The sequence below is a fragment of the Roseateles sp. GW821-FHT09G03 genome, assembly GCF_059416045.1.
On record NZ_JBWKOK010000007.1, the window covers coordinates 161,768 to 176,344 of the forward strand.

Below are 14,577 nucleotides of genomic sequence, written 5' to 3' on the forward strand. Positions count from 1 at the left end.
GGAGGTTCGACCATGAGCAACGACACCCGCAAGGGCATCATCCTGGCCGGCGGCTCCGGCACCCGGCTGCACCCGGCCACGCTGGCGATCAGCAAGCAGCTGCTGCCGGTCTACGACAAGCCGATGGTCTATTACCCGCTCAGCACGCTGATGCTGGCGGGCATGCGCGACATCCTGCTGATCAGCACGCCGCAGGACCTGCCCCGATTCGAGGCGCTGCTGGGCGACGGCGCGCGCTGGGGCATCAACCTCCAGTACTGCGTGCAACCCAGCCCGGACGGCCTGGCGCAGGCCTTCATCCTGGGCAAGGACTTCATCGGCGGCGCCCCCAGCGCGCTGGTGCTGGGCGACAACATCTTCTACGGCCACGACTTCGCGGGCCTGCTGGACAGCGCCGACGTGCAGACCGACGGCGCCACCGTCTTCGCGTACCACGTGCACGATCCCGAGCGTTACGGCGTGGTCGAGTTCGACGCCGACAAGCGCGCCGTCAGCATCGAGGAAAAGCCCAAGGCACCCAAGAGCAACTACGCGGTCACCGGCCTGTACTTCTACGACCGCCAGGTCTGCGACATCGCCGCCGACATCCAGCCCAGCCCGCGCGGCGAGCTCGAGATCACCGACGTCAACGCGCGTTACCTCGCGCAGCAGCAGCTGCGTGTCGAGATCATGGGCCGGGGGTATGCGTGGCTGGACACCGGCACGCACGACAGCCTGATGGAAGCCGGCCAGTTCATCGCGACGCTGGAGAAGCGCCAGGGCCTGAAGGTCGCCTGCCCGGAGGAGATCGCCTATCGCAAGGGCTGGATCACCGCCGAACAGCTCGAAAAGCTCGCGCAGCCGATGCTCAAGAACGGTTACGGGCAATACCTGAAGCAGGTGCTCAACGAGAAGGTGTTCTGATGAATGTGATTCCCACCGCGCTGCCCGAGGTGCTGATCATCGAGCCGAAGGTCTTCGGCGATGCGCGCGGCTTCTTCATGGAAAGCTGGACCGAGCCGAAGTTCAACGCGGCCTGCGGCTACGACGTGCGCTTCGTGCAGGACAACCACTCGCGCTCCAGCCAGGGCGTGCTGCGCGGCCTGCACTTCCAGCTGCCACCGCATGCGCAGGGCAAGCTGGTGCGCTGCACGGCAGGCGCGGTGTTCGACGTCGCCGTCGACATGCGCAAGTCCAGCGCCAACTTCGGCAAGTGGGTCGGTGTCGAACTGACCGGCGAGAACCATCGCCAGCTGTGGATCCCGCCGGGCTTCGCCCATGGTTTCCTGGTGCTGAGCGAGACAGCCGACTTCCTCTACAAGACCACCGACCTCTACGCGCCGCAGGCCGAGGGCTCGGTGCGCTGGGACGATCCGGCGATCGGCATCGACTGGCCGAAACTGCCCGTCGAATTCAAGCTCGCCGAGAAGGACGCGAAGGCGCCGCTGCTCGCGGACGCGAAGTTCTTCGATTGATTCGCCGATGGCCGCGCCGCTGCTGCACCTGATCGCCGGCGCGCGGCCCAACTTCATGAAGCTCGCACCGCTGGTGCGGGCGCTGCGGGCCGACGGCCGGCTCGCGTGGAAGCTGATCCACACCGGGCAGCACCACGACGCCGCGATGAGTGGCGTGTTCTTCGACGAACTCGGCCTGCCCCCGCCCGACGTCTCGCTGGACTGCCACGGCGGCGGTCATGCGCAGTTGACCGCGCGGATCATGCAGGCCTATGAGCCGCATGTGATCGCGGACCGTCCCGCCGCCTGCGTCGTCGTGGGCGATGTCGATTCCACGCTGGCCTGCGCGTTGACGGCGCGCAAGCTCGGCGTGCCGGTGGCGCACGTGGAGGCCGGCCTGCGCAGCGGCGACATGACGATGCCGGAAGAGATCAACCGCCGCGCGACCGACGCGATCACGGACTGGCTCTTCACGACCGAACCCAGCGCGGCCGCGCACCTGCGCCGCGAAGGGCATCCGGACCCGCGCATCGTCGAGGTCGGCCACGTCATGGTCGACAACCTGCTGTTCCAGCTGCGGCGGCTCGATGCCGGCGATGCCCACGCGCAGGCCGCCGAAGCGGCCGCGCAGGCGGCGCTCGATGCCGCTGGCGCCAGCGATGCGACCACGGGCCGCTTCGGTGCCGTCACGCTGCATCGCCCGGCCAACGTGGACGATCCCGTGCAGCTCGCCGCATTGATGCAGACGCTCGGCACGCTGTCGGCGCGCCTGCCGCTGCTGTTCCCGGTGCATCCGCGCACGCGGGCCCGCCTCGAGGCGCTGGGCCTGACGCCCGCGCCCGGGCTGCACCTGCTGCCGCCCCTGCCCTACCGCCCGTTCCTGGCCCTGTGGCGCCGCGCCGCGTTGGTCCTCACCGACAGCGGCGGCCTCCAGGAAGAAACGACGGCGCTGGGCATCCCCTGCCTCACGCTGCGCGACAACACCGAGCGGCCGGTCACGGTCGACCTGGGCACCAACCAGATCGCCGGCACCGACCCGGTGCGCATCCTGGCATTGGCGCTGCAGCGGCTCGATGCCATCGAAGACCGCCGGCCCCCACCCCCGCTCTGGGACGGCCAAGCCGCCGCGCGCATCGTCGCCCGGCTCGCGGACGACCTGCTTCGCTGAGTCCCCGCCCCCTCGTTCCGGGGGGTCTGAAAGAACTGGTTACAGGTGCGCGCGCCTGCAAGGGTGCGGCCCTCGTACAGTCCTCCGCTCAGGCGCACGGAGAGGCGCCCGCCTGGTGCAGAGGAGGTCAACCATGCACGTTCCCATCACCCCGCGAGGGGAGGTGGCCGGTTCCGCCGTCGGCGGGCCGTCCACCGTCGCGACCAACGCGATCACTTCGCCCACCGGCCCGGCCGGCATCGATTTCGACAGGATCCGCGCCACCCTGATGGTGCTGGGCATCGCCCTGCATGCCGCGGACGTCTTCGTCAGCGCCGGCGGCTGGCTGGTCGCCGATGCGCACCGCGGCGCCGCCTTCGACGCCCTGGTCGCGCTCATCCACAGCTTCCGGGTTCCCGGCTTCTTCCTGCTGTCGGGACTGCTCTTCGCCGGCAGCCTGACGCGTCACGCCGCGCCGGACCTGGCCTTGCGCCAGCTCGTGCGCCTGGGCGTGCCGCTGCTGACCTGCTGGGCCCTGCTCAACGCCGCGCAGACCGCCCTGCTGGCCTGGCACCACGGCGGCGATCCCTGGGCGGCGCTCGCGTCCTTGTCGACGCCGATGTCCCACCTCTGGTTCGTCCGCGACCTGCTGGTGATGAACCTGCTGGTGCTGGCGTGCGTGGCGATCCGCGGCGTCCTGCCGTCACAGCCCGCGCAGGGGAACGCGCCGGGACGGATGGCCCGGATCGTCCGGAAGCCGGCGCAAGGCCTGACCCCTTCCAGCGGTGCCGCGGCGACGCCGATCCATTGGCTGACCGTCGCACTGGTCGGCGCCCTGCTGAGCCACGCGCTGCTCATCGTCGTCCGCTTGAGCGGCCTGGCCTATGCGCCGGGACCGGGTGGCCTGACACTGTTCAACCTGGCGTTCTACGCCCCCATGTTCCTGGCCGGACTGACGATGCAACAGCGCCCGGCGTGGCTGAACGGCTGGCTGCGCACGCCGTGGTGGCTGCTGCCGATGGCGGCCTTCGCGGCCAATTGGGGGGACGCCAACAGCAGCACCTTGCCGCACGCGGTGGCGCGCGAGGCCGCGCTGGCGGTGGAACTGCTCGGCATCTGGCTGGCCACCGGCGCGGCCGTCGGCCTGCTCGCCCGGTGGCGGGGCCGCCCGCACGGCGGGCTGGGTGGCCGTCTGGGGCGCGCACTTGCCGAAGCGAGCTACACGATCTTCCTGGTCCACCACCTGATGGTGGTGGCGCTGGCGCTGCTGTTGCTCCCGCTGGACTGGCCCGCGGCGCTGAAGTTCGCGGTCATCGCCGCTGGCGCGCTGGCGCTCAGCCTGACCTTCCACCGCTGGGTGGTGCGTCCCTTCGCCGTGACCCGACTGCTGTTCAACGGCCGTCTGCCGGACGCTGTCCACGGGTCGCGCGCCACGGCCGCACCGGGCCGGGCCTGAGCCCGCTTCCTCACACAGGTCCGCCTCCCGGACGGCAGCCCCTTCACCTGAGGGGGACCGCACCGGAACGGTGAAGTTGTCGCAGTAAATCGCTTCAAGCTGCCCCAAAATCGCCGCTTCGTCCAAGAATCGCACCGGCCCAGTGCGACGGGCACGCGGACCGCACGGTCCGTCACCGCGACCATGCCTTGCCCGGGCGTGACCCGGAGAGCGAGAACGATGACCCTGTACAGCACCATCTGGTGCGACGAGAAGCCCGGCCTGCCGCTGGACATGAACGTGCTGCACCGCGAGCGGATCGGCCGACTAGGCGTCTTCCGCAAGGTCCGCCAACTGGTGGCCGGCGACGCCATCCTGCTCAACGGCGCCCTCGGCGCGCGCGACCTCTGGTTCGACATGCTGCTGGCGATCTACATCCGCTGGTTCCGCCGCGGCGTGGGCGTGTTGATCGCCGATGCGACCTGGCATGCGCGCGCACTGCCCGGCGACAGCCGCGCCGGATTCCTGTTCCCGGCCTATGCGCTGCTGCACCGCGTGCTGCTGCTGCTGAGCCGCGGCCGGCACACGCATTACGGATTCCTGTCGACGGCCGAGGTCGCGCTGGTCACGCGCGAAGCCTCGCTGCGGCCGGGCGTGGCCCACTTCACCGCGTTCTGCTCGCAGCTGCCGCTGGAGATCCTGGACGAACTGCGCACCCTGTGCGCGCAGACCGTGGCGAGCGCCGGCAGCCGTCGCCCGCGCATCTTCTCCGGCGGCAACGCGCTGCGCGACTACCCCTCGCTGGCGGAAGCCGCCACGGGCCTGGACGCGGACATCGAGATCGCCACGACCAAGGACCTCGGCCCGCTGCCGCCCAACGTGCGCGCGGCGGGACGCAGCCACCACGACTTCTTCCGCGACATGGCACGCAGCGACATCGTCGTGCTGCCGATGTGGCACACCGAAGGCCGCAGCGTCGGCCAGCAGACCTACCTGAACGCGCTGGCCCTGGGCAAGCCGCTGATCGTCACCGACGTCATCGGCGTGCGCGACCACCTGGTCGGCGACCTGCATGCGCTGATCGTGCCGCCGCACGATCCGGCCGCGCTGCGCGAGGCGATGGTGTGGATGCTGGCGCCCGAACACGGCGCCGCGCGCGCGACGATGGCGCAGAACGGCCTGGCGCTGGCGTCGGAGATGACCTTCGCGCACTACGCCGCGCGTCTGTCGACGCTGCTGCGCGAGATCCAGTCGCAGCTGCCGCTGCAGACCGGTCCGACGCCCTGGGTCTCGCCGCCGGTCTGACCCGCTTCGGCTGAGCCCGTCCCGGGAGGCGCCTCCTGGGCCCCTCGAGCGAGGGGTCGCGGCGAATCCACGGGCCGGACGACACGCGCGATGGCCTGGAAGTTGCGAGTCCTCCTTCGGAATTTTCGCGGAGGACGCCGGCGATGGCGCTGTACAGCACGATCTGGTGCGACGAGAAACCGGGGCTGCACCCGGACGTGACGGTGTTGCACCGGGAACGGGACGGCCGGCGCGGCGTGTTCCGCGCCGTTCGCCAGCTGAAGGCCGGCGATGCGATCCTGCTCAACGGGGCGCTCGGGGCGCGCGACCTGTGGTTCGACATGCTGCTGGCGATCTACCTGCGCCTGGCCAAGCCCGCCACCGGCGTGCTGATCTCCGACGCCACCTGGCATCCGCGCGCGGTGCCGCTCAACAGTCGCGCCAAGCTCGCCTTCCCGCTCTATGCCTGGTTCCTGCGCACGCTGCTGCGGATGACGAAGGGACCGCAGACGCACTACGGCTTCCTGTCCAGCGCCGAGGCCGAACTCGTCACCGCCGAGGCCGGCCTGCGCCCGGGCGCGGCGCGCTTCACCGCCTTCTGCTCGCAGTTGCCGCTGGCGATGATGCCGGGGCTGCACGAGCAGATCGCCCGGGAAGCGGCCGGGGCCGATGCGCACGCCATCGACGCGCCGACGCGTTTCTTCGCCGGCGGCAACTCGCTGCGGGACTACGGCACCTTGGCCGCCGCGGCCACGGGCGCGGACGGCCGCTTCACGGTCGCGACGTCCAACGTGGTCACCGGCATGCCGCCGCAGACGCGGGTGGGCCCGCTGAGCGAACGCGACTTCTTCCTGGCGATGATGCGCAGCGACGTGGCGATCGTGCCGCTGCTGCCGGTGGAAGGCCGCAGCGTCGGCCAGCAGACCTATCTGAACGCGTTGGCGCTGGGCAAGCCGCTGATCGTGACCGACACGCTCGGCGTGCGCGACCATCTGACGGCCGACGTGCATGCGCTGGTGGTGCCGCCCGGCGACGCGGCCGCGATGCGCGCGGCGATCGACTGGATGCAGGACCCGGCCCACCGCGCGGCACGCGACGCGATGGCGCGCGCAGGGCAGCAATTGGCCGCGGAGATGACCTTCGCGCACTACGCCGACCGGCTGTGCCGGTGGCTGCGGGAGATCCAGGCGGGCGCGGCGACCGCGGGGTCCGCGGCGGGCTCAGCGGCGACGGTCGGCGACCTGCCCGCCGCCGCGACGCTCAGTGCGTATCCAGCGCCGGGAAGCCCTTCACCAGATCATCCACCGCCTTGACCTGCTCCAGGAACGGCTTGAGCTGCGACAGCCGCAGCGCGCTGGGGCCGTCGCAGAGCGCCTTCTCCGGATCCGGGTGTGCTTCCAGGAACAGGCCGGCCAGGCCGATGGCCATGCCGGCGCGGGCCAGTTCGGTCACCTGACCGCGGCGGCCGCCCGACGCGGCGGCGCCGGACTCGCGCTGTTGCAGCGCATGGGTCACGTCGAAGATCACCGGCTTGCCGCCGCTGACCTGCTTCATCACGCCGAAGCCGAGCATGTCGACGACCAGGTTGTCGTAGCCGAACTGCGCGCCGCGGTCGCACAGCATCACGTTCGGGTTGCCGCCTTCCTGGAACTTCTCGACGATGTTCTTCATCTGCGGCGGGCTGACGAACTGCGGCTTCTTGATGTTGATGACGCGGCCGGTCTTGGCCAGCGCGATCACCAGGTCGGTCTGGCGTGCCAGGAAGGCGGGCAGCTGCAGCACCTCGCACACGGCGGCCACTTCGGCGGCCTGGTGCGGCTCATGCACGTCCGTCAGCACGGCCACGCCGTGGGCCTTCTTGACGGCCTCGAAGATCTTCAGGCCGGCATCCAGTCCGGGACCGCGGTAGCTCTTGATCGAGGAGCGGTTGGCCTTGTCGAACGAGGCCTTGAAGACATAGGGGATGCCCAGTTCCTTCGTCACGCGGACGTACTCGCCGCAGACGTCGACGGCGAACTGCTCCGACTCCAGCACGTTGACGCCGCCGAACAGCACGAAGGGCTTGGCGTTGTCGACTTCGATGTGGTTGATCTTGACCATGTGAATCGCTTCCTGGGGAAGCCGGGAGTATCCCATCGCGACCCCCGACGCGGAGGCGCGCACCCACCTTCCGGAGCTGCGCCGGCGTGCCGCCCGCCCACTTGAGGGGACAGCGTGATGACAGCGCTGGCAATCGGCGGAGGCATGCATATTCTTAACACCCGTGACCAGGTGTATCGGCGACAACGCATCGCCGTGGCCAGGCGCACGGTCAGGGAGCTCACCATGAACCAGACGACGACGGCGCCACGAGGCGTCATCGAGATGGACTTCGCCCCGGGCAACCTCGGGAACAAGATGCTGCAGTACCTCGCGGCCCTGTCGCTGCGCGAGCGTCTGCCGGGATTCGAGCTGTCCAACGTCCGGATCGGCGAATGGCAGATCGACCTGCCCCCGATCCCGCAGAAGACCTGGCACCACCGGCTGCGCTACACGTCCAACCGGTCGGCCGTGCTGGATTTCGATGCCATCGCTGCGCGCGTCGCGCGCCGCGGGACGGATCGGGTGGAGCTGAATCTCTATTCCTCCCAGGTCGGCAACCTCCCGCCGGTCGAGGCGGCCCGCGCCCATTTCCCCCTGCTGCCGCAGGCCGAGGGCTACGGGCCGGACGTGCTGCTGATCAATGTCCGCGCGGGAGAGGTCCTGCAGGCGGTGCATCCGGAGTACACGGTGCTGCCGGTGTCCTTCTATCGCGACCTCGTGGCGGAGAGCGGGCTGCGGCCCGTGTTCCTGGGTCAGCTCGACGACAGCCGCTACGTGCGCAGCCTGCGCGAGGCCTTCCCCGCGGCCGAATTCGTGGCGAGCCGCGGCGCGGTGCACGACTTCTCGGTGATCGCGAAGTCGCGCCACATCGTCATGGCGGTCAGCACCTTCTCGTGGCTCGCGGGCTGGCTGTCGCGCGCGGACCGCGTCGTCATGCCGCTGTCGGGCTTCATGAACCCGTTCCAGTACGCCAACGTCGACCTGATGCCCGCGGGCGACCCGCGCTTCGTCTACTACCTGTTCCCCGAGAACCGGGCCGTGGTCGATGCGGACATCGAGGTCGCCCATCGGGCGCTCGAGGGCCGATGGCGCGAGGTCCGCCACGCCGACATCCACGCGAACCGGCCGCGGCCGGCGCCGATACAGCCGCAGACCTTCGTGGACAAGCTGCGCTGGCGCGTCAGGGATGCGCTGCGACGGGCGCAGTGAGCGGTCCGCGCCCCGCCACCAGCCGCTTGCCCAGGCGGATGCCGGGCGTCTCGACGAAGCGGTAGATCGCCGCGCAGCACAGCAGCGTGGGCGGCAGGCTCAGCGCGATGCAGGCCAGGAAGCGCAGCACGCCCTTGAGCTCCAGGTACCAGGGCTGCAGCGTCAGCAGGCCGGCGACCGGGATCAGCCACAGCAGGTGGATCAGGTAGAGGCAGTACGCGTATTCGCCGGCCTGGCTGGCCAGCGGCGTGGACAGCGCGGCACGCACGCGCTGGAGCGGCCGCGACCGCGCCGGTCCGGCGACCAGCAGCCCGAAGCCGAGCACGAGCAGCGCGAAGCAGGCCCCATGGACGCCGCCCTGGCGCCAGGACTCGAAGAGGACGATGCCCGCGATCAAGGCCGCCGACACGCGCGTGAAGCCCCCACGGCGCCCGTAAGCCAGCAGCACGCCGATCAGGAAGACCTGCAGCTTGAGGCCGAGGAAGGCCGGCATCTCGAAACGCGCGCCGTAGCCGCGGAACAGCCACAGGGCGGCGAAGGCCAGCGCCACGGCGAGCGCCAGGCGGACCGCGCGGCCGCGCACGCCGATCAGCAGCATGAGGAAGGGGAAGACCGCGTAGAACTGCATCTCCAGCCCGATCGACCAGTCCGGCAGCGGCGTGCGGAACGCGTAGGCGGGCAAGGCGCCGAACACGAAGCCCACATGCGCGGCGATGTTGGCGAACGAGGCGTCGGTGTAGCGCTCGATCGGCGTCGCCGTGCCGGGGAAGGGGCCGGCGATCAGCGTGCGGCACTCGCCGAGCCACGGGCCGATCAGCAGCGCGACGACCAGCAGCAGGTAGTAGGCCGGCGCGATCCGGAAGAAGCGCCGCAGCCAGAAGGCGCGCCAGGTGGCCGGGGCCGCCCAGGGTTCGCGATCGCGGCGATGCAGGTAGTGGTGGGCCATCAGGAAGCCCGAGATCATCATGAACAGGTCCACCGCCATGTCGCCCCAGGACAGCACCGGCAGGATGCGCATCCCGGTCAGCAGCGCCACGTGCGACAGGTAGACCCAGAGCGCCGCGAGCGCGCGCAGGCCGTCCAGGGATCCGACATGGTGGTCGGCACCGCCGCCCGTTGTTGTGCTCATTACCGCTCCTCCGCCAAAGCGGACGAGGTCAGCAATGCACGCTCCCGGAGCCGTTACCGGATGGTTCGCGGGTAACGGCTCGTCAGCGCGTCCTCAACGGAACGTCAGCGGATCGTCAATGGCCGCCCATGGATCCGCCATGGATCCTCAATGCGTGGTGACCGACTCCAGCAGGCGCCGCAGCCGGCCCCTGGCACGGCTGAGCAAGGACCGCGGGGCCTCGGGCACCGGGACATGACGGGGCCCCGGCAGGCTCCCGTCGGCATTGCGGTCCAGGACCACCGGCCGCCGGTCGGCGAACCAGCCCAGCACCTCCTCGCGCGACACGTTCATGCCCTTCGCGTTCTTGAAGCCGCTGCCGCTCTTGCCGCCGAAGTGGTGGAGGTACTGCTCGTGCTCGGCGAAGCCGCGCACCGGGAAGCCGGCGCTCAACACCAGGGCCTGCATCTTGGTCACGGCCCACCACCACTGGTGACCCTCGTCCAGCTTGTAGCGCCGGTAGAGGTCGGCGTCGATCAGCAGGCAGTAGCCGTCGACGCGATCGGGGTCCGGCGCCACGCCGTAGGCCGTGATGCCGCGCTGGTGCTCGTCGAGCAGATGCCGCAGCCAATCGGGGTCGTGGGCCTCGATGTCGCTGTTCAGCAGCAGGTAGTGCGTGGCCGCGGGATCGGCCATCTCGGACGCCAGGTTGTTGCCCTCGGCGAACAAAGAGTTGCGATCGAGCAGCCGCAGCTTGTCGATCAGCCCCTCGTCATGCAGGCGCTGCACCAGCGCCTTGGTCTCGGGCTGGGAGTCGTTGTCGAGCACGACCAGCTCGTAGCGCACTCCCCGGGTGCGTTCGCGCACGCTGCGCACCGAGATCTCGACGTATTCCGGTGCGTTGTAGGTCAGCATCAGGATGCTGACGAATTCCTCGTTCGACTCCAGGCTCGCTGTACGACTCATCTCGCGGACTCCCAGGCGTTGGTGGATGCGCCTGGGCGACGCTCAGGCGTGCCGGGGAGTCAGCAATCTGCGCGCCAGGGACTAGCCCTGGACATCTTCAAACGTGGGGGTCGGCGTCCCTGCAGCATTTGCCGCAGGGATGCGTGGCTCAAACGGGCGGGGTGTCCGGCGGCGCGGTGGTGCCGCGGCCGATCGCGTGGTGCTCGATGCCCAGCGTCTTCATCAGCGCGGGCTCGTACAGGTTGCGTCCGTCGAAGACCACCGGCTGCTTGAGCTCGGCCTTGATGCGGTCGAAGTCCGGCGTGCGGAACTCCTTCCACTCGGTGATGATGATCAGCGCGTCGGAGTCCTGCAGCGCGTGGTCCGCGCGTTCGCAGAAGCTCACGCCCGGCACCTGGCTCAGCAGCTTGGCGGCCTCGCTCATCGCCACCGGGTCGTAGGCCGCCACCGCGGCGCCGCGGCGCGTCAGTTCCTCGATCACCACGAGCGCCGGCGCCTCGCGCATGTCGTCGGTGTTGGGCTTGAAGGCCAGGCCCCACAGCGCGAAGCGGCGGCCGCTCAGGTCCTCGCCGAAGCGGCGCACGACCTTGTCGACCAGCACGCGCTTCTGGTGCTCGTTGGCCTCCTCGACGGCGTTCAGCACCTTCAGGTCCTGGCCGAACTCGCGCCCGGTGCGCACCAGCGCCTTCACGTCTTTCGGGAAGCACGAGCCGCCGTAACCGGCGCCCGCGTACAGGAACTGATAGCCGATGCGCGGGTCGGAGCCGATGCCGCGGCGCACCAGCTCGATGTCGGCGCCGACCTTCTCGGCCAGCAGCGCCAGCTCGTTCATGAAGCTGATGCGCGTGGCCAGCATCGCGTTGGCGGCGTACTTGGTGAACTCGGCGCTGCGCACGTCCATCACGAACAGGCGGTCGTGGCTGCGCGTGAAGGGCGCGTACAGGGCGCGCATCATCAGCGTGGCCTGCTCGTCGTCCGAGCCGACGACGATGCGGTCGGGCTTCATGAAGTCCTCGATCGCCGCGCCTTCCTTGAGGAACTCGGGGTTGGACACGACCGAGAAGTTCACGTCGGTGCCGCGCGCCTGCAGGGCCGCGCGGATCTCGGCGCGGACCTTGTCGGCGGTGCCCACCGGCACGGTGCTCTTGTCGACGATGACCTTGTAGTCGGTCATGCGCTCGCCGATCGAGCGCGCCGCCGCCAGCACGTACTGCAGGTCGGCCGAGCCGTCCTCGCCGGGCGGCGTGCCGACCGCGATGAAGAGCACGGTGCCGTGGTTGACGGCCACGTCCACGTCGGTGGTGAACTGCAGCCGGCCCGCGGCCGCGTTGCGCGCGACGATCGCATCCAGGCCCGGTTCGTGGATGGGGATGCCGCCGTCGTTCAGGACCTTGATCTTCTCGGCGTTCACGTCCAGGCAGACCACGTGATTGCCCATCTCGGCCAGGCACGCGCCTGTCACCAGGCCCACGTAGCCGGTGCCGATCGTCGTCACTTTCATCTTGCGTCTCTCTTGAAGGTGTCCAGCTCAGCGCTGCCCGCCCGGATGGCGGTCAAGCCTTGTAGTAATCGCGGTACCACGCGACGAAGCGGCGGATGCCCTCCGGCACGGGCATCGCGGGACGGAAGCCCGTCCAGGCGGCGAGCTCCTCGACGTCCGCATGCGTGGCCGGCACGTCGCCGTCCTGCAGCGGGAGGAACTCCTTGACCGCCTCGCGGCCCACCGCCTGCTCGATCGCGCCGATGAAGTCCATCAGCGGGATCGGGGCGTGGTTGCCGATGTTGAAGACGCGGTACGGCGCGCTGGAGCGCGCCGGATCCGCCTGCACCGGGTCGTAGCCGGGGTCGGGCGTCGCGGTGCGGTCGAGCACGCGCACGACGCCTTCGGCGATGTCGTCGATGTAGGTGAAGTCGCGGATCATCTTCCCGTGGTTGAAGACCTTGATCGGCTCGCCCGCGAGGATCGCCTTGGTGAACAGGAACAGCGCCATGTCCGGCCGGCCCCAGGGCCCGTACACGGTGAAGAAGCGCAGCCCCGTCGTCGGCAGGTTGAACAGGTGGCTGTAGGTGTGGGCCATCAGCTCGTTGGCCTTCTTGGTCGCGGCGTACAGGCTGACCGGATGGTCCACGCCGTGGTGCTCGCTGAAGGGCATGTGCGTGTTGCCGCCGTAGACGCTGGAGCTCGACGCGTAGGCCAGGTGCTTCACCCCCGAATGGCGGCAGCCCTCGAGGATGTTGGTGAAGCCGACGATGTTGGATTCGATGTACGCATGCGGGTTGACCAGCGAGTAGCGCACGCCGGCCTGCGCGGCCAGGTGCACGACGCGGTCGAACTTCTGCTTGTCGAACAGCTCGGCGATGCCGGCCCGGTCGGCGACGTCCATCTGCACGAACTCGAAGCCGGGCTGGCCGCTCAGGCGCGCCAGGCGGGCGTGCTTGAGCGTCGGGTCGTAGTAGTCGTTGAGGTTGTCCAGGCCGACCACCTGATCGCCGCGCGCCAGCAGGATCTGGCTGACATGCATGCCGATGAAGCCGGCGGCTCCGGTCACGAGAACTTTCAAGCGCACTCCTGCAGTCTGGATCGGGCCGGCGCGCCACGCGGCGCCCGGTTCCCCTGAGTTCCGGGTGGAACGGCGCCGATTCTCCACCAGCCCGGCCCGTGCACCGCGCGGTCCCCCCCGCTCGTTCAGGGGCCGGTCCGCGTTCGGCACAGGGCGTTGTATACCTCGTGCGCATGACAGGGCCTTGGCGTCCCCCTCCGCCACATGCGGCCGCGCACGGCCGCGCGGCCCCGCCCGCCTCAGGAGAACAGGCTGCGCTTGAGCCTTGCCAGCCCGTCGTAGCAGGGGCGCGGCAGGTGGCTCAGCACCTGCAGCCGGCGCTTCTCGCCGCGGTGGACGGTGGTGCGGATCTCCGCCAGCAGGCGCCGGCCGGCTTCGGCGTCGCCCCAGCGGATCTGGTGGCGCGCATGCAGCAGGCGGAAGAAGTTCATGAACTCCTCGGCTTCGCGGCGCTCCTCGACGCGCTCCGGATGCGCGGCCAGCCAACCCTCGATCGTGTCGAAGAAGGCGTAGCGCGCCGGCGGCACATGCGTGTTCAGCGCGCGGTTGCCGGCGTCCACGAAGTACTGCGCGCCCGGCCGCGGGTCGAAGTAGACCCCGCCCCGGAACAGCAGCCGCAGCCAGGTGTCGATGTCCTCGCCCAGCCTGACGCCGACCGGGAATCCGCCAACCGTCAGCAGCGCCTCGCGGCGCACGACCACCGACGACGACGACAGTGGCGGCGCATGCCGTCCGATGCGGAAGTAGGCCAGCGGATCCAGGAGCTGCGCAGGCGCGAGGGCCGGGTCCACGCCCAGCGCGCGGGTGCCGCCGGGGGAGACGATCTCGTAGTTCAGCGCCACGCCGGCGGCTTCCGGATGCCGGGTCGCCAGCGCCATCGCGTCGGACAGAAAGGTGGGCGTCCAGGCATCGTCGGCGTCGAGGAACGCGACCCACCGTCCGCGGCCCAGCGCCACGCCGCGGTTGCGCGCGGCGGACACGCCGCCGTTGGGCTGGCGTTCCAGACGCAGGCGCGGATCGTCGTAACCCGCCACGACCGCTGCGCTGCCATCGCTGGAGCCGTCGTCCACGACCACCAGTTCGAAGTCGGACCAGCTCTGCCTCAGCACCGACTCGATCGCGCGACCGATGTGGTGCTGCTTGTTGAAGAGCGGGATCACCACGCTGACGGTCGGCGCCGTCACCGAGGGCCCCGGAACGGCGGCGGCGCGACGGTCGTGTCTCGCCCTGCCAGGGCCGGCGCGGGTGTCACTGCGTTCACGGGGAACCTCCGACAGCGCCTGGCCCGGGAGCGGCTGCGGCGCGCGATGCGCCGCCATCTTCATGGCGTCTTCACGCGTATCGTAGAGGGC

At 70.0% G+C, this 14,577-nt stretch carries 13 protein-coding genes; 7 read left to right on the forward strand and 6 right to left on the reverse strand.

Annotated features, from left to right (window positions below; genetic code table 11):
• Positions 1–12: 12 nt before the first annotated feature.
• The 6 genes from rfbA (at position 13) to AC07OZ_RS23760 (ending at position 6,612) form a co-directional block, all read left to right on the forward strand.
• On the forward strand, positions 13–903 hold the full coding sequence (gene rfbA, locus AC07OZ_RS23735) for a glucose-1-phosphate thymidylyltransferase RfbA (RefSeq protein WP_495469531.1): 891 nt from the start codon (positions 13–15) through the stop codon (positions 901–903).
• Positions 903–1,454: a dTDP-4-dehydrorhamnose 3,5-epimerase gene (gene rfbC / locus AC07OZ_RS23740; RefSeq protein ID WP_495469532.1), complete on the forward strand. Its 552-nt coding sequence runs from the start codon at positions 903–905 to the stop codon at positions 1,452–1,454. The genes rfbA and rfbC overlap by 1 nt, the downstream gene beginning before the upstream one ends.
• Positions 1,455–1,461: 7 nt before the next feature.
• Positions 1,462–2,601, forward strand: a complete 1,140-nt coding sequence (gene wecB, locus AC07OZ_RS23745; RefSeq protein WP_495469533.1) for a non-hydrolyzing UDP-N-acetylglucosamine 2-epimerase — start codon at positions 1,462–1,464, stop codon at positions 2,599–2,601.
• Between the two features lie 133 nt (positions 2,602–2,734).
• Complete coding sequence (locus tag AC07OZ_RS23750) at positions 2,735–4,036, forward strand: acyltransferase family protein (RefSeq protein WP_495469534.1); 1,302 nt, start codon at positions 2,735–2,737, stop codon at positions 4,034–4,036.
• A 219-nt stretch (positions 4,037–4,255) separates the two neighbouring features.
• On the forward strand, positions 4,256–5,320 hold the full coding sequence (locus tag AC07OZ_RS23755) for a glycosyltransferase (protein WP_495469535.1): 1,065 nt from the start codon (positions 4,256–4,258) through the stop codon (positions 5,318–5,320).
• Positions 5,321–5,463: 143 nt separating this feature from the next.
• The gene (locus tag AC07OZ_RS23760; protein WP_495469536.1) at positions 5,464–6,612 is read left to right on the forward strand and encodes a glycosyltransferase; all 1,149 of its coding nucleotides are present in this window, start codon (positions 5,464–5,466) and stop codon (positions 6,610–6,612) included.
• On the opposite strand, the gene kdsA is transcribed toward AC07OZ_RS23760, so the two are convergent.
• Complete coding sequence (gene kdsA, locus AC07OZ_RS23765) at positions 6,560–7,399, reverse strand: 3-deoxy-8-phosphooctulonate synthase (RefSeq protein WP_495469537.1); 840 nt, start codon at positions 7,397–7,399, stop codon at positions 6,560–6,562. The two genes, AC07OZ_RS23760 and kdsA, sit on opposite strands and share 53 nt — an antisense overlap.
• Before the next feature lie 225 nt (positions 7,400–7,624).
• Here kdsA and AC07OZ_RS23770 point away from each other — a divergent pair, with 225 nt between their 5' ends.
• Positions 7,625–8,590, forward strand: a complete 966-nt coding sequence (locus AC07OZ_RS23770) for an O-fucosyltransferase family protein (RefSeq protein ID WP_495469538.1) — start codon at positions 7,625–7,627, stop codon at positions 8,588–8,590.
• On the opposite strand, the gene AC07OZ_RS23775 is transcribed toward AC07OZ_RS23770, so the two are convergent.
• From AC07OZ_RS23775 to AC07OZ_RS23795, 5 genes are all read right to left on the reverse strand, one after another.
• A complete protein-coding gene (locus AC07OZ_RS23775) occupies positions 8,562–9,719 on the reverse strand; it encodes an acyltransferase family protein (protein ID WP_495469539.1) in 1,158 nt (385 codons plus the stop codon). The two genes, AC07OZ_RS23770 and AC07OZ_RS23775, sit on opposite strands and share 29 nt — an antisense overlap.
• A 147-nt stretch (positions 9,720–9,866) precedes the next feature.
• On the reverse strand, positions 9,867–10,664 hold the full coding sequence (locus AC07OZ_RS23780) for a glycosyltransferase family 2 protein (RefSeq protein WP_495469540.1): 798 nt from the start codon (positions 10,662–10,664) through the stop codon (positions 9,867–9,869).
• A 148-nt stretch (positions 10,665–10,812) separates the two neighbouring features.
• Positions 10,813–12,165, reverse strand: a complete 1,353-nt coding sequence (locus AC07OZ_RS23785; RefSeq protein ID WP_495469541.1) for a UDP-glucose dehydrogenase family protein — start codon at positions 12,163–12,165, stop codon at positions 10,813–10,815.
• A 52-nt stretch (positions 12,166–12,217) separates the two neighbouring features.
• The gene (locus tag AC07OZ_RS23790; RefSeq protein WP_495469542.1) at positions 12,218–13,225 is read right to left on the reverse strand and encodes an NAD-dependent epimerase; all 1,008 of its coding nucleotides are present in this window, start codon (positions 13,223–13,225) and stop codon (positions 12,218–12,220) included.
• 239 nt (positions 13,226–13,464) lie between these two features.
• A complete protein-coding gene (locus tag AC07OZ_RS23795; protein ID WP_495469543.1) occupies positions 13,465–14,550 on the reverse strand; it encodes a glycosyltransferase family 2 protein in 1,086 nt (361 codons plus the stop codon).
• Positions 14,551–14,577: the final 27 nt, after the last annotated feature.